Raw genomic sequence first — 14,552 nt, 5'->3', positions numbered from 1 at the left:
CGAGGCCCGTCCGCCGCCGGACAGCGGCGACGGGCCTCCACAGAGAAGAGCCCGGGATGCGAACGCATCCCGGGCTCTTCTCATGTCGCGGGGATCACTCCCACTCGATGGTCCCCGGCGGCTTCGACGTGACGTCGAGCACCACGCGGTTGACGCCGTCCACCTCGTTCGTGATGCGGTTGGAGATCTTGGAGAGCAGGTCGTACGGCAGGCGCGTCCAGTCGGCCGTCATGGCGTCCTCGCTGGAGACCGGGCGCAGCACGATCGGGTGGCCGTAGGTGCGGCCGTCGCCCTGCACGCCGACGGAACGCACATCGGCCAGCAGCACGACGGGGCACTGCCAGATCTCGCCGTCGAGGCCCGCCGCCGTGAGCTCCGCGCGCACGATGGCGTCCGCGTCGCGCAACAGGTCGAGACGATCCTGGGTGACCTCGCCGACGATCCGGATGCCCAGCCCCGGGCCGGGGAACGGCTGACGACCGACGATGACCTCGGGCAGGCCGAGCTCCCGGCCGATCGCACGCACCTCGTCCTTGAACAGGGTGCGCAGCGGCTCGACGAGCTCGAACTGCAGGTCCTCCGGCAGGCCGCCGACGTTGTGGTGGCTCTTGATGTTCGCGGTGCCCGTGCCGCCGCCCGACTCCACCACGTCCGGGTAGAGGGTGCCCTGCACGAGGAAGCGGATGGGATCTCCCTCGCCCGCGGCCTCGGCGATCAGGTCGGCCTGCGCCTGCTCGAAGACGCGGATGAACTCGCGGCCGATGATCTTGCGCTTGGTCTCCGGGTCGCTGACGCCGGCGAGGGCGTCGAGGAACTGCTTCTGCGCGTTCACCGTCACGAGACGCACACCGGTGGAGGCGACGTAGTCGACCTCGACCTGCTTCGCCTCGTCCTTGCGCAGGAGGCCGTGGTCGACGAAGACGCAGACGAGCTGGTCGCCCACGGCCTTGTGCACGAGCGCCGCGGCGACCGCGGAGTCCACGCCGCCGGAGAGGGCGCACAGCACCCGGCCGGTTCCGACCTGGGCGCGGATGGCCGCCACCTGGTCGGCGATCACGTTGCCGCTGTTCCAGTCGGCGGGGATGCCCGCCGCCCGGTGCAGGAAGTTCTCGAGCACGGCCTGGCCGTACTGGGAGTGTTTGACCTCGGGGTGCCACTGCACGCCGTAGAGCTTGCGCTCCTCGTTCGCGAAGGCGGCGACCGGGGTGTCCTCGGTGGACGCGAGCACCTCGAAGCCCTCGGGGGCACGGGCGACCGAGTCGCCGTGGCTCATCCACGCGGTCTGCTCGTCGGGCTGACCGGAGAGCAGGCCGTTCGCCTGCTCCGCGGCGCCGTCGACGACGCGGACGGCGGTCGAGCCGTACTCGCGACGGCCCGTCTTGGCGACCTCGCCGCCGAGCGCCGTGGCCATCACCTGGAAGCCGTAGCAGATGCCGAGCACGGGGACGCCGAGCTCGAGGATCTCCTCGTCGAGGCGCGGGGCGCCCTCCTCGTAGACGCTCGACGGGCCGCCCGAGAGGACGATGCCCGCCGGACGCTTCGCGGCGATCTCGGCGGCCGTGACGGTGTGCGGCACGATCTCCGAGTAGACGTTCGCCTCGCGGACGCGTCGGGCGATCAGCTGCGCGTACTGCGCGCCGAAGTCGACGACGAGGACGGGACCGGTCGGGTTCGCGGCGTCGGCCGCTCCCAGCAGGTCGGTGAAAGGTGCGTCGGTGCTAATTTGTCGCCTCCACGAGGTTCGCGGCCTCGGCCTCGCGGCCGGCCAGATAGGTCTTGACCTGCTTGGTGATCCGGGTCTCCACGAAGAACGACAGGAACGGCACGACGCCACCGAGGGCGATCATGACGAACTTCGTGAAGGACCAGCGCATCAGACTCCACAGGCGGAAGTCGGAGAAGAGGTACACCACGTACAGCCAGCCGTGCGCGATGAGGATGCCGGTGCTCAGGTCGACACCGGTCGGGGCGACGGCGGTCTTCACCGGGACGAACGTGAGCGCGCCGTAGTTGCTGAACGCGAAGAGTTCGTAGCCGAAGCCGTACTTGACGATCATCTCCGCGCAGAGCAGCAGGAGCATGATGCCGGTGACGTAGGCGAACACCTGGTAGAACCGGAGCGCCCCGCGGATCTTCGGGAAGTCTTCGAGTTTGGGAGCGAGGGGCATGGGGCTATTCTACTTTGCCCGCGGCGGCCGACGACCCGGCGCCTTCCGAGGGCTCGGCGGCCACGGCCTCCTCCAGGGAGCGGATCTCGTCCTCGCGCTCCTTGGCGTCCTTCACCAGCCGGTACCAGAGGAAGATCGCGAAGCCGGCGAAGATGATCCACTCCGCCGCGTAGAAGATGTTGAGCCAGTTGAGCTCGGTCTCGGCGATCGGCGGCGGCGAGTAGATGGCGTCGAGACCGTCCACGCCGCCCCGCTGCACGACATAGGCGGAGTACACGTCCATCCCGTCGACGCCGGTCCACAGGTTGTAGAGCGCTCCGACCCCGACGGTGCGCATCTGCGTGGGGTCGCTCTTGTCCTGCGGCACTTCGGGCTGCTCGTCCGGGAGGATGCGTCCCACGATGCTCATGGGGCTCTCCGGCTCGGCGGCGAGCCGGGCGACGGCGGACTTCGCGGTCGCCTCGTCGGGCGCCCAGCCGCGGGCCACCGCCATCGCGACCTCGGTGCCGTCCGACGCGGTCAGATTGGCGTGCCCGACGACCCACCAGCCCGACCTGCCCTCGTTGAGGCGGCCGTTCAGCAGCTGGTAGTCGCCCGGCACGAAGGTCCCGGTGAACTCGACGAGCTGCCCGACGGCCTTGTCGGTGATCGGGCCGCCCGGCTGAGCGATGCCGGCGAGCGGCAGCACCGTCTCGCTCGGAGCCTCGACGGCCTTGCCCGACTCGATCGCGCGTTCGAGCTGCCACTGGCCGAGCGCGGCGAATCCGGCGGCGAGCGCGAGCGCGAAGACGAGCGCTCCGATCCAGCGCGGTCGGAGCATCATCTGGAACAGCGTGGTCCCGCCCGTCGTCGACGGGTGGTCGGGGGTGGTGTCGATGGGTCAGTCCCGCTTTCGGTCGCCGCTCGTGTCTTCTTGTCCCATGGCCTGCTGCTGCATGGCCTGCTCGACGATCCGGTCGACCGCTGCGCGCGTGTGGTCCGCGCTGGAGTCGTCGCGGCGCGCATCGGAGTCGAGATCGGCGGTGGCCGCCTCGACGAGCGCGATCTCCTCGTCGAGCATGGGATCGCGCTTCTTCTTCCGACCGCGTCGCTTCGGCTTGCCGGTCCGTAGGATCATCGCACCGATCCGCTCGGAGTTCGCTGCGAGGATGGGGCCGAGCACGGCCATGATGAGCACGTAGAGGCCGGCGAACGGCTGGATGCGCTCGTCCAGCCCCGCGCTCAGCGACAGGGTGGCGAGGATGAGCGCGAACTCTCCGCGGTTCTGCAGGATGACGGTGGTGTTGATGCCTGCCTGCGCGCCCATGCCGTTGATGCGTGCCACGAACTGCCCGGCGAGCACGTTGAGCACGATCGTCATCGCGACCGCGATCAGCACCGGCCCGAGGACGGAGGGGAACTTCGCGGGGTCGAGCTCGAGACCGAAGTTCAGGAAGAAGAAGGCGGCGAAGACGTCCCGCAGCGGGATGGCGATGTGCTCGATCTTGTTGCGGAACTTCGTGGCGCCGAGCACCAGACCGATCAGGAACGCGCCGATCGCGTCGGTGACGCCGAGGATCTCGCCAACACCGGCGAAGAGCACCGCGAGCCCGAAGAACAGGATGGTGAAGAGCTCGTCGTCCTTGGTGCGGAACAACCGGGAGACGAACTTGCCTCCCCACCGCGCGAGCGTGAACATCACCACCAGGAAGGTGAAGGCGATCGCGAGCTTGCCGACCACCGGCCACAGCTCGGTCTCACCGCTCAGGACGACGGAGATGATCGCCAGGTAGATGGCGAGGAAGATGTCCTCCACGACGGTCACGCCGAGGATCATCGGCGTCTCGCGGTTCGGGAGCCGCCGCAGCTCGATGAGCAGTTTGGTGACGATCGCCGAGGACGATGTGGCCGTCATGCCCGCGATGATGAGCGCTTCGCGCGTGCCCCAGCCGACCCAGAAGCCGAAGGCGAGCCCGACACCCATGTTGATCAGGATGTACGAGCCGCCGGAGATGATCAGCTTGCCGAAGTTGCCGAAGAACTCGTCCTGGTCGAACTCCAGTCCGAGGTTGAACAGCAGCAGGATCAGGCCGAAGACGGCGATCAGTTCGATGTAGTGGCTCTCGAAATCGAGCGGGAACCATCCGGTGTGCGGGCTGGCGAGCAGCCCGACGATCATGTAGATGGGAATCGCGGGGAGACCCACCAGCTTGCCGAGGCGACCGAGCACGTACGCGACGAGCAGGAGGAGGCCGAGAACGATGAGGTCTTCGCCGAGATGCATCGGTTCAGCCTCCCGGCGGAGCGTCGGCGGTCACACGGACGGGCATCTCACCGGTTCGGAAGAACGCGAACGCCTTCGCCACCTTCTCCGGCGTCCCGGCGACGACGAGGGTGTCGCCCGGGAAGACCTTGAAGTCGGGAGCGGGAGCCGGGTTGGCGGAGTCCCCGCGCACCACGGCGACGACCGTGAGGCCGACGAAGCCGCGGTCGCCGGGCGCGCCGAGCTGCTGGCCGGCGATGTGGTCCTCGTAGTCGACGGTGAACCAGTCGATGCTGAGCCCGGGGATCTGGTCGAGCGCGGTGAGCGACTCGGTGATCTGGGTGCCGCCGAGGAGCTCCGCGAGGGTGTGCGCTTCGTCCTCGTTCAGACGCAGCGACACTTTGGTCACGTCCGCGCCGTCCTCGTCGTCCGAGAACGTGATGAGGTCGCTGTGCCCCGAGCGGTGGGCGATGACGCCGACCTTGCCCCCGTCGTCGGTCACGAAGGTGTGGAGCACCCCGACCCCGGGTAGCTTGACCCGTCGAACGTCAACCATGGTCCGTCTCCGATCCGTCTGAGGCGATGCCTCCAGCCTACCGGAGGCCGCCGCGGCGGTTCCCCGTTGTCGCGGAGAGCGAACGGGCGCACCAGGACGACGACGGACCGGCGGGACATCGCACCGCCGGCGTCGGCGCGCCGGCGGTCGGAGAGGATGCCGCTCCCGTCGTCACCGGCATCCGGTTCCGGCGGGAGCAGCCCTCGACGGGCCGGTCGCGCGCGTCAGCCGTCCGTCGGCGTCGGCTTCGCCGTCGCCTTCGGAGCACGCGTGCGCGGTGCCGACTTCGTGCTCGGTGCCGCGGCGTTGGCCGCCGCCGCGGCCATGTCGACGTCCACGATGTCCGGCGCCTCCAGTCGCACCCGGTCGGCCGACTGGTCGTCCGGCTGCAGCTGGCTCTCCCGTTCGGCGATGACGCGCTTGAGGTAGGTCTGCACCTCGCGCTCCTCGCGCGCCGCGTCCCAGCCGAGGACACCCGCCAGCAGTGAGGCCGCGACCGGCGCCGCCGAGACCCCGCGGTCCCACGCCTCGATCGAGATGCGGGTGCGCCGGGCGAGCACGTCCTCCAGGTGCAGGGCGCCTTCGTGGGTCGCCGCGTAGACGACCTCGGCTCCGATGTAATCGTCCGCCCCGGGAAGCGGCTCGGCCAGCGACCGGTCGCCCCGGATGAGGTCCAGGATGTCCTCGGACATCGTGCCGTAACGGTTGAGCAGGTGCTCGACCCGCGCGATGTGCAGCCCGTTCTCGGCCGCGATCCGCCCGCGGCGGTTCCACGCGGCCTGGTATCCCTCCGCACCCACGAGCGCGATCTCGTCGGTCGTGCTCTCGGGGATCTTGCCGTCGAGGGCGTCCACCGCGGCGTCGATCGCGTCCTTCGCCATGATGCGGTAGGTCGTCCACTTGCCGCCGGCGATGACGACGAGCCCCGGGACCGAGTGGGCGACGAGGTGCTCGCGCGACAGCTTCGACGTCTGCTCCGACTCTCCGGCGAGCAGCGGCCGGAGTCCGGCGTAGACGCCCTCGACGTCCTCGCGGGTGAGCGGGACGTTGAGCACCTCGTTGACGTGCGCGAGCAGGTAGTCGATGTCGGCGGCCGTCGCCGCCGGGTGCGCCTTGTCGAGGTGCCAGTCGGTGTCCGTCGTGCCGATCAGCCAGTGCCGGCCCCACGGGATGACGAAGAGCACGCTCTTCTCCGTGCGCAGCAGCAGGCCCATCTTCGACTGGAAGCGGTCGCGCGGCACGACGAGGTGGATGCCCTTGGAGGCACGGACCTTGAACTGGCCGCGCTCCCCCACCATCGACTGGGTGTCGTCGGTCCAGACGCCGGTGGCGTTGACCACCTGCTTGGCGTGGATCTCGAACCGCTCGTCGGTCTCGAGGTCGCGCGCCTGCACGCCGACCACCCGCTCGCCGACCTTGAGGAAGCCCTCGACGCGGACCCGCGGCGCCACGTGGGCCCCGTAGTGCGCCGCCGTGCGGGCGAGGTTGGCGACGTACCGGGCGTCGTCCACCTGGGCGTCGTAGTAGGTGATGCCGCCGACCAGCGCGTCCGGCGCGATGCTCGGGATCGCCTTCAGCACCTGCCGCCGGCTGAGGTGGCGGTGGTGCGGAACGCCCGGGGGACGCAGGCCCGTGTACGAGAAGATGTCGTACAGCATCATGCCGGCGCCGATGTAGAGGCGCTCGAACACGCGCTTGTGCAACGGGTAGAGGAATCGCACCGGCTTGACCAGGTGCGGGGCGACGCGCTGCAGCAGCAGGCCGCGCTCGATGAGCGCCTCCCGCACCAGCCGGAAGTCGAGCTGCTCGAGATAGCGGATGCCGCCGTGCACCAGCTTCGAGGAGCGGCTGGAGGTGCCGGCCGCGAAGTCCCGCGCCTCGACGAGTCCGACGGAGAGTCCGCGGGTGACCGCGTCGACCGCGCTCCCGGTGCCGACGATGCCGCCGCCGACCACGAGGATGTCGAGCTCGTTCTCCTTCAATGCCGCGATCGCCGCGGCGCGCTCGGCCGGTCCGAGCCGTGACGGGTACGTCACGGCGGGGTCGGACGTGGATCGTGATTCAACCATCGTTGCCTCCCTCTCCTCGGCCGCCTTCGGCCGCGGGTCTAGTGCGCTTGGTACGGTGCGACGACCACCTCGACGCGCTGGAACTCCTTCAGGTCCGAGTATCCCGTCGTCGCCATGCTGCGGCGCAAGGCTCCCACCAGATTCGCAGTCCCCTCGGCCACGGGTGCCGGACCGTACAGGATCTCCTCCAGCGGGGCCACCTGGCCGACCTGGACGCGGTTGCCGCGCGGGAGGTGCGGGTGGTGCGCCTCCGCACCCCAGTGCCAGCCGCCGCCGGGGGCGTCCGTCGCGCGGGCGAGCGTGGAGCCGAGCATGACCGCGTCGGCGCCGCAGGCGATCGCCTTGACGATGTCGCCCGAGCTGCCGAGGCCGCCGTCCGCGATCACGTGGACGTACCGGCCGCCCGACTCGTCCATGTAGTCGCGGCGCGCGCCGGCGACATCGGCGACGGCGGTCGCCATCGGCGCGTGGATGCCGAGGGTCGAGCGGGTGGTGGAGGCGGCGCCGCCGCCGAAGCCGACGAGCACGCCCGCCGCGCCGGTGCGCATCAGGTGCAGGGCCGCGGTGTAGGTGGCGGCGCCGCCGACGATGACGGGCACATCGAGCTCGTAGATGAACTTCTTGAGGTTGAGCGGTTCCACGTTCTTCGAGACGTGCTCGGCCGAGACGGTCGTGCCGCGGATGACGAAGAGGTCGACACCGGCTGCGACGACGGTCTCGTAGAGGTCCTGGGTGCGCTGCGGCGACAGTGCCCCGGCGACGGTGACCCCGGCCTCCCGGATCTCGGCGAGACGCCGGGTGACCAGCTCCGGCTTGATCGGCTCCGAGTAGATCTCCTGCATCCGCGCCGTGGCCTTCGCCGCCGGGAGCTCGCGGATCTCGGCGAGCAGCGGCTCCGGGTCCTCGTAGCGCGTCCAGAGGCCCTCGAGGTCGAGGACGCCGAGGCCGCCGAGCTGGCCCATCATGATCGCCGTGGTGGGCGAGACGACGGAGTCCATCGGGGCGGCGAGGAACGGGATGGAGAACTGGTACGCGTCGATGCCCCAGGACACCGAGACGTCCTCCGGGTCGCGGGTGCGCCGGCTGGGCACCACCGCGATGTCGTCGAAGGCGTACACGCGGCGGGCGCGCTTGGCGCGTCCGATCTCAATCTCCATGCTCACCCGTCCAGTCTATGGCCCACCCCTCGGCCGCCCCACCTGTCGTCTCTCGGGCGGGCCTGGCAGAGTGGAGGGATGAGTGTCGACGCCGAGCCCCTGGACCGACTCCGCCGGCGCACCAGCGAGAAGTGGCGCGCCTACCCGTCGGACGTGCTGCCGCTGTTCGTGGCCGAGATGGACTACCCGCTGGCCGAGCCGATCGCCGCCGCGCTGCACGCGGCGGTCGACCGCTCCGACACCGGCTACGTGGGACCGGAGCGCGGGATGGAGACCGCGTTCGCCGCGCATGCCCGCGACTCCTGGGGCTGGGAGGTGGACCCGGCGCGGGTGCGGACCTCCACCGACATCGGCGTCGTGGTGGTCGAGGCGCTGCGCCGGCTGATCGGCCCCGGAGACCCGGTGGTCATCACGCCCCCGGTGTACCCGCCGTTCTTCTCCTACATCCCCGAGGCCGGCGGCGTCGTGGAGGAGGTGCCACTGATCGACGACGGGGCGGCGTGGTCGCTCGACCTGCCCGGGATCGAGCGCGCGTTCGCCGCCGGCGCGCGGGCGCTGCTGCTGTGCAACCCGCACAACCCGCTCGGGCTGGTGCATCCGCGCACGCAGCTGGAGGCGGTCGCCGAGCTCGCCGCCCGCTACGACGCGCATGTCGTCGCCGACGAGGTGCATGCGTCCCTCACCCACCGGGACGCCGCCTTCACACCCTTCCTCAGCGTCTCGGACGACGCCCGCCGAGTCGGCATCGCCGCGCACGCCGCCAGCAAGGCCTGGAACCTGGCCGGCCTCAAGTGCGCCTTCTTCGTCGCCGCCGGCAAAGCGATGGCGGAGGTCGTGCACGGCCTCCCGGTGGAGATCGAGGAGCGCACCAGCCTGTTCGGCCGGATCGCCACCGAGGTCGCCTACCGCGACGGCGGCCCCTGGCTCGCCGGGGCGCTGGAGGCGATCGAGGCGAACCGGCGCCTCCTCGCAGATCTGCTGGCCGAGCACGTGCCGGAGGCCGGATACCGCGCGCCGCACGCCAGCTACCTCGCCTGGGTGGACCTCCGCCCGCTCGGCTGGGGGGACGATCCGGCGCAGCACATCCTCACCGAGGGGAAGGTCGCTCTCGGCAACGGCCCCGCCTTCGGCCGCGAGGGCGCCGGCCATGTGCGGATCAACCTGGCCTGCTCGCCCGCGGTGCTCACGGAGGCGGTGACCCGCATGGGCCGGCTGCGCGCGGCCGACTAGCGCGCCCGCGTCACCCGCTTCTCGTCCCAGACCGGCTCGTCGGCCTCGTAGACCTCGCCGTCGGCGCCGAACACCAGGAAGCGGTCGAAGCCGCGGGCGAACCAGCGGTCGTGCGTGACGGCGATCACGGTGCCCTCGTAGCCGGCCAGGCCCTCCTCGAGCGCCTCCGCGGACACCAGGTCCAGGTTGTCGGTCGGCTCGTCGAGCAGCAGCAGCGTCGCGCCGGAGAGCTCGAGCAGCAGGATCTGCAGGCGTGCCTGCTGGCCGCCCGAGAGCGACTCGAACGCCTGCTCCGCCGATCCGGCGAGCCCGTACCGGTCGAGCACGCGGCTCGCGGCCTCCCGCGGCATCCCGTCGCGGCGATCGTCGCCGCGGTGCAGGATGTCCAACAGGCTGCGCCCGACCAATTCCGGATGCTCGTGGGCCTGGGCGAAGAGCCCCGGCGCCACACGCGCGCCGAGCTTCGCCACGCCGGTGTGCGGCACCGGTGCACCCGCGTGCTCGGCCGCGGCGAGGTGCCCCGCCCCGGGGTCGGGATCGGTCCCGCCCGCGGCCAGCAGACGCAGGAAGTGCGACTTGCCGGAGCCGTTGGAGCCGAGCACGGCGACGCGTTCGCCGAACCAGATCTCGCCGTCGAACGGCTTCATCAGCCCGGTCAGCTCCAGACGGTGCAGTTCGGCGACCCGTCGGCCGGTCCGCGCACCCGTCAGACGCATCCGCACGTTCTGCTCCCGGGGGCGTGCCTCGGGCGGGCCGGCGGCCTCGAACCTCGCCAGGCGCGTCTGGGCCGCCTGGTACGCGTTGGCCAGATCGGAGTTGTACTTCGCCTTCTCCTTGAAGCGCAGCACGAGGGCCTTCAGCTTGACGTGCTCCTCATCCCAGCGGCGGCGGAGCTCCTCCAGGCGCGCCATGCGCTCCTCGCGCGCCCGGTGATACCCGCCGAAGCCGCCGCCGTGCGTCCAGGTGCTGTTGCCTGCCGCGCCGAGTTCGAGGGTGACGATGCGGTCGGCCGCGTTGGCGAGCAGCTCTCGGTCGTGCGAGACGAGCAGGACCGTCTTCGACGTCGCGCGCAGCTGCTCCTCCAGCCAGCGCTTCGCCGGCACGTCGAGGTAGTTGTCCGGCTCGTCGAGCAGCAGCACCTGCTCGGGCCCGCGCAGCAGCGCCTCCAGCACGAGCCGCTTCTGCTCGCCGCCGGAGAGGGTGCGCACGGAACGGTACTGGGCACGCTCGAACGGGACGCCGAGCGCCGTGACCGTGCAGTTGTCCCAGACGACCTCCTGGTCGTAGCCGCCGACGTCGGCGTACTCGGCGAGCGCGGTCGCGTAGCGCAGCTGGGTGTCCGTCTCGTCGCGCTCGATGATGGCCTCCTCGGCCGCCGCGAGCTCCTCCGCGGCCCGCCGCACGGCCGCGGGGGCGACGCCGACCAGCAGGTCGCGCACCGTGCGGTCGTCGCGCACATGGCCGACGAACTGGTCCATGACGCCCAGACCCCCGTCGATGACGACCCCGCCCGACTCCGGCCGCAGCTCGCCGCGGATGATGCGCAGCAGGGTGGACTTGCCTGCGCCGTTCGCGCCGATCAGCGCGGAGACGGTGCCGTCGCCGACGCGGAACGCGACGTCGTCGAGCAGCGGTCGCCCATCGGCGAGTGTGTATGAGACGCCGGAGACGTCGATGTGACCCACGGTGGAACTCCTGGAGGACGGGTGACGATACGCCTCGCCGGTGGGCAAAGCCTTCCAGGATAAACGACACCGCCGCCCGCGTCGAGCGCGGGCGGCGGTGTCGGGGACGGCGTCTAGCGGCGGTAGTTCGGCGCCTCGGCGACCATCTGGATGTCGTGCGGGTGCGATTCCTTGAGCCCGGCCGGGGTGATCCGGACGAACTTGCCCTTCTCCTTCAGCTCGGCGATGGTGCGGGCGCCGACGTAGAACATCGACTGACGCAGGCCGCCGAGCAGCTGGTACGCGACGGCGGAGAGCGGGCCGCGGTACGGCACCTGGCCCTCGATGCCCTCGGCGATGAGCTGCTCGTCGCTCGGCACGTCCGCCTGGAAGTAGCGGTCGCGCGAGTACGAGGTCTTCTTGCCGCGGGTCTGCATCGCGCCCAGCGAGCCCATGCCCCGGTAGTTCTTGTACTGCTTTCCGTTGACGAAGACGAGGTCGCCGGGCGACTCCGTGGTCCCGGCCAGCAGCGAGCCCAGCATCACGCTGTCCGCACCGGCGACGAGTGCCTTCGCGATGTCGCCGGAGTACTGGAGGCCGCCGTCGGCGATGAGCGGGACACCCGCGGGGCGAGCCGCCAGAGACGACTCGTACACCGCGGTGACCTGAGGCACGCCGACGCCCGCGACCACGCGGGTGGTGCAGATGGAGCCCGGTCCCACGCCGACCTTGATGGCGTCCGCCCCGGCGTCGATGAGGGCCTGGGCGCCGGACCGGGTCGCCGCCTGCCCGCCGATCACGTCGACGTGCGACGCGCGCGGCTCGTGCTTGAGTCGGCTGATGATGTCGAGCACGCCGCGGCTGTCGCCGTTCGCGGTGTCGACGACGATGACGTCAACGCCCGCGTCGACCAGGGTCATCGCGCGCTCCCAGCCGTCGCCGAAGAAGCCGATCGCGGCGCCGACGCGCAGCCGGCCCTCGTCGTCCTTCGTGGCGTTGGGGTACTGCTCGCTCTTGTCGAAGTCCTTGACCGTGATCAGGCCGCGGAGCTTGCCGTCGGCGTCGACCAGGGGCAGCTTCTCGATCTTGTGCTCGGCGAAGATCGCGATGGCCGAGTCGGGGTCGATCCCCACCGGCGCGGTGATCAGCGGCGAGCGGGTCATCACGTCGCGCACCAGCGTCGTCGAGCGTTCGAAGGGCGAGACGAACCGCATGTCGCGGTTGGTGATGATGCCGACGAGGGTGCCGTCGCCCTCCACGACCGGGAGGCCGCTGACGCGGAACTGGCCGCACAGGATGTCGACCTCTTCGACGGTGGCGTCGGGCGTCGTGGTCACCGGGTTGGTGATCATGCCCGACTCGGAGCGCTTGACCTTGTCGACGTGCGCCGCCTGGTCCTCGATCGAGAGGTTGCGGTGGATGATGCCGATGCCGCCCTGGCGCGCCATCGCGATCGCCATGCGCGACTCGGTGACGGTGTCCATCGCGCTCGAGAGCAGCGGGGCGGCCATGCTGATGCGCTTGGTCAGGCGCGTGGAGGTCTCAGCCTCGCTCGGGATGACGTCGGTGTGCCCGGGGAGCAGCATGACGTCGTCGTAGGTCAAACCGATGAATCCGAACGGATCCGCCTGGTCCATTTCACCCCTATCAAGATGCGCGTATGTGGATGTCCCATGGTAACGGCTTCGCCTGGTGCTCTATTCCGAAACGGCTGGGCGCACGCCCCGGAGTCCGTCCGGGGTGCGCCCTCAGAGCACGCGCGAGAGGAAGTTGCGCGTGCGCGGGCTGGTGGCGCCGTCCACGGTCAGCTTCTCCGACGCCCCGGTCTCGACGATGCGGCCGTTCTCCATGAAGACGAACCGGTCGCAGACCTCACGGGCGAAGCCGATCTCGTGCGTGACGATCACCAGGGTCATGCCGGTGGAGGCGAGCCCCTTGATCACGTCCAGCACCTCGCTCACCAGCTCGGGGTCGAGGGCGCTGGTCGGCTCGTCGAAGAGCATGAGCTTCGGGTGCATCGCGAGGGCGCGCGCGATCGCGACGCGCTGCTGCTGGCCTCCCGAGAGCTGGGCGGGGTAGGCGTCGGCTTTGTGGTCGAGGCCGACCTGCTGCAGGAGTTCGTGCGCCTCGGCGAGCGCCTCCGCCTTCGGCCGGCGCAGCACGCCGACGGGGGCCTCGATCACGTTCTGCAGCACCGTCAGGTGGGCGAACAGGTTGAAGCTCTGGAAGACCATCCCGATCTCCTGGCGCTGGCGGGCCTCTGCCCGGCCCGAGAGCTCGCGCATGACGCCCTTGCGTGGTCGCCAGCCGAGCTCCTCGCCGTCCAGGACGATGCGGCCGCGGTCGATGCGCTCGAGCATGTTCATGCATCGCAGCAGGGTGCTCTTGCCGGCGCCGGACGGACCGAGGAGGACGACGGTCTCGCCCCGTTCCACCTGGAGGCTCACATCGTCGATGACCGTCACTCCGTCGTAGCGCTTGGTGACATCGGTCACCTGGAGGAAGGGGCTCATGCGCGGTTCTCCTTCGGCGCGTCGGTGGCGCCGGCGGCGCCGGCCTCGGCGGGGGTGGCGGCATCCGGCAGACCCGGCTCCGCGTCGATGGTGCGCCGGCCGACGCGCGACGGCGACGAGCGCAGCGCCCGCTCGATGAAGTACTGCCCGATCGACAGGATCGAGACGACCACCATGTACCAGAGCGTCGCCACGATCAGCAGGGGCACGATGCGGAAGTTCGACGAGTAGATCTGCTGCACGGAGTACATCAGGTCCGGCACGGCGATGAAGGCGACCAGGGAGGTCGACTTGAGCAGGTTGATGGTGTCGTTCGCGATCGGCGGCAGCGCGACCCGGAACGCCTGCGGGAAGACGATCTTCATCATGGTGCGCGTGCGCGTCATCCCCAACGCGGCGGCGGCCTCGCGCTGACCGACGGGCACCGACTGGATGGAGGCGCGCAGCACCTCCGACGTGTACGCCGCCTGCTGCAGAGAGAAGGTCACGATGGCGGCGACCATCGGATTGATGAGCTCCTGCGTGTTGATCGAGAGGAACACCGGCCCGTACGGGATGCCGATGTCGATCGTCGGCCAGAGCAGCGACAGGTTGAAGGTCAGCACCAGCAGCACCAGCAGCGGGACGGAGCGGAAGAACCAGACGTAGAGCCAGGAGAGCCCGCGCAGCACCGGATTGTCCGACAGCCGCATCGTCGCGAGCAGCGCTCCGAGGATGACGGCCACGACGATGGAGACGGCGGTGATGAGCAGCGTGCGGCCGAGCCCGGCCAGCACGTCGTAGTTCAGGAAGTACTGCCCGATGGTCGGCCAGTCCAGGGCCTGGTTGAACGCCAGGCCCTGGAGCCAGCCGAGCAGGAGGAGCACGAGCAGGGCGGCGATCACCCAGCGCGCGATGTGGCGGTTGGGGATGTGCGGCGCGAGGGCCGCCGATCCCTGTTCGTGTTCGGGCAT

Annotated in this window: 12 protein-coding genes; 1 reads left to right on the top strand and 11 read right to left on the bottom strand. The window is 70.4% G+C overall.

The annotated features are described in order from the left end of the window. Positions 1-94: 94 nt before the first annotated feature. The 7 genes from guaA to U870_RS0106795 all read right to left on the bottom strand — a co-directional run bounded on the left by guaA (position 95) and on the right by U870_RS0106795 (position 8,192). Entirely contained in the window at positions 95-1,693 is a 1,599-nt protein-coding gene (gene guaA, locus U870_RS0106825) for a glutamine-hydrolyzing GMP synthase (protein WP_029947297.1), read from the bottom strand. Positions 1,694-1,718: 25 nt separating this feature from the next. After that, positions 1,719-2,168: a DUF3817 domain-containing protein gene (locus U870_RS0106820; RefSeq protein WP_025156658.1), complete on the bottom strand. Its 450-nt coding sequence runs from the start codon at positions 2,166-2,168 to the stop codon at positions 1,719-1,721. Positions 2,169-2,172: 4 nt separating this feature from the next. After that, positions 2,173-2,991, bottom strand: a complete 819-nt coding sequence (locus U870_RS0106815; RefSeq protein WP_025156657.1) for an SURF1 family protein — start codon at positions 2,989-2,991, stop codon at positions 2,173-2,175. Between the two features lie 57 nt (positions 2,992-3,048). Then, positions 3,049-4,431, bottom strand: coding sequence for a cation:proton antiporter (locus U870_RS0106810; protein WP_025156656.1), 1,383 nt, complete (start codon positions 4,429-4,431; stop codon positions 3,049-3,051). Positions 4,432-4,435: 4 nt separating this feature from the next. Then, positions 4,436-4,966, bottom strand: a complete 531-nt coding sequence (locus U870_RS0106805; RefSeq protein WP_025156655.1) for a cation:proton antiporter regulatory subunit — start codon at positions 4,964-4,966, stop codon at positions 4,436-4,438. A gap of 224 nt (positions 4,967-5,190) precedes the next feature. Next, positions 5,191-7,035 carry a glycerol-3-phosphate dehydrogenase/oxidase gene (locus U870_RS0106800; protein ID WP_052357584.1) on the bottom strand — a complete coding sequence of 615 codons (1,845 nt, stop codon included), beginning with the start codon at positions 7,033-7,035 and terminating at the stop codon, positions 5,191-5,193. Between the two features lie 38 nt (positions 7,036-7,073). Continuing rightward, the gene (locus U870_RS0106795) at positions 7,074-8,192 is read right to left on the bottom strand and encodes a GuaB3 family IMP dehydrogenase-related protein (RefSeq protein WP_025156653.1); all 1,119 of its coding nucleotides are present in this window, start codon (positions 8,190-8,192) and stop codon (positions 7,074-7,076) included. Between the two features lie 78 nt (positions 8,193-8,270). Between U870_RS0106795 and U870_RS0106790 the strand changes: the two genes are divergently transcribed. Further along, entirely contained in the window at positions 8,271-9,422 is a 1,152-nt protein-coding gene (locus U870_RS0106790; RefSeq protein WP_025156652.1) for a MalY/PatB family protein, read from the top strand. Here the strand turns inward: U870_RS0106790 and U870_RS0106785 are convergent. The 4 genes from U870_RS0106785 to U870_RS0106770 form a co-directional block, all read right to left on the bottom strand. Further along, a complete protein-coding gene (locus U870_RS0106785; RefSeq protein ID WP_025156651.1) occupies positions 9,419-11,107 on the bottom strand; it encodes an ABC-F family ATP-binding cassette domain-containing protein in 1,689 nt (562 codons plus the stop codon). The genes U870_RS0106790 and U870_RS0106785 overlap by 4 nt on opposite strands. Positions 11,108-11,220: 113 nt before the next feature. Next, positions 11,221-12,723 carry an IMP dehydrogenase gene (guaB, locus tag U870_RS0106780; RefSeq protein ID WP_025156650.1) on the bottom strand — a complete coding sequence of 501 codons (1,503 nt, stop codon included), beginning with the start codon at positions 12,721-12,723 and terminating at the stop codon, positions 11,221-11,223. A gap of 111 nt (positions 12,724-12,834) precedes the next feature. Then, on the bottom strand, positions 12,835-13,599 hold the full coding sequence (locus U870_RS0106775) for an amino acid ABC transporter ATP-binding protein (protein WP_025156649.1): 765 nt from the start codon (positions 13,597-13,599) through the stop codon (positions 12,835-12,837). Beyond that, a complete protein-coding gene (locus U870_RS0106770; protein ID WP_025156648.1) occupies positions 13,596-14,552 on the bottom strand; it encodes an amino acid ABC transporter permease in 957 nt (318 codons plus the stop codon). Before U870_RS0106770 ends, U870_RS0106775 begins: the two co-directional genes overlap by 4 nt.

Source organism: Leifsonia aquatica H1aii, assembly GCF_000633535.1.
Taxonomy (GTDB): Bacteria; Actinomycetota; Actinomycetes; order Actinomycetales; family Microbacteriaceae; genus Leifsonia; species Leifsonia aquatica_A.
Note: the sequence above shows the minus strand (reverse complement) of the source record. Positions and strands in the feature narration are given on the sequence as shown.

Coding starts and splice junctions, on each gene's coding strand:
- U870_RS0106790 (WP_025156652.1), top strand. CDS start 8,271: ATGAGTGTCGACGCCGAGCCCCTGGACCGACTCCGCCGGCGCACCAGC.
- U870_RS0106815 (WP_025156657.1), bottom strand. CDS start 2,991: ATGATGCTCCGACCGCGCTGGATCGGAGCGCTCGTCTTCGCGCTCGCG.
- U870_RS0106805 (WP_025156655.1), bottom strand. CDS start 4,966: ATGGTTGACGTTCGACGGGTCAAGCTACCCGGGGTCGGGGTGCTCCAC.
- U870_RS0106800 (WP_052357584.1), bottom strand. CDS start 7,035: ATGGTTGAATCACGATCCACGTCCGACCCCGCCGTGACGTACCCGTCA.
- U870_RS0106795 (WP_025156653.1), bottom strand. CDS start 8,192: ATGGAGATTGAGATCGGACGCGCCAAGCGCGCCCGCCGCGTGTACGCC.
- guaB (WP_025156650.1), bottom strand. CDS start 12,723: ATGGACCAGGCGGATCCGTTCGGATTCATCGGTTTGACCTACGACGAC.
- U870_RS0106810 (WP_025156656.1), bottom strand. CDS start 4,431: ATGCATCTCGGCGAAGACCTCATCGTTCTCGGCCTCCTCCTGCTCGTC.
- U870_RS0106775 (WP_025156649.1), bottom strand. CDS start 13,599: ATGAGCCCCTTCCTCCAGGTGACCGATGTCACCAAGCGCTACGACGGA.
- U870_RS0106820 (WP_025156658.1), bottom strand. CDS start 2,168: ATGCCCCTCGCTCCCAAACTCGAAGACTTCCCGAAGATCCGCGGGGCG.
- U870_RS0106770 (WP_025156648.1), bottom strand. CDS start 14,552: ATGCCCGAACACGAACAGGGATCGGCGGCCCTCGCGCCGCACATCCCC.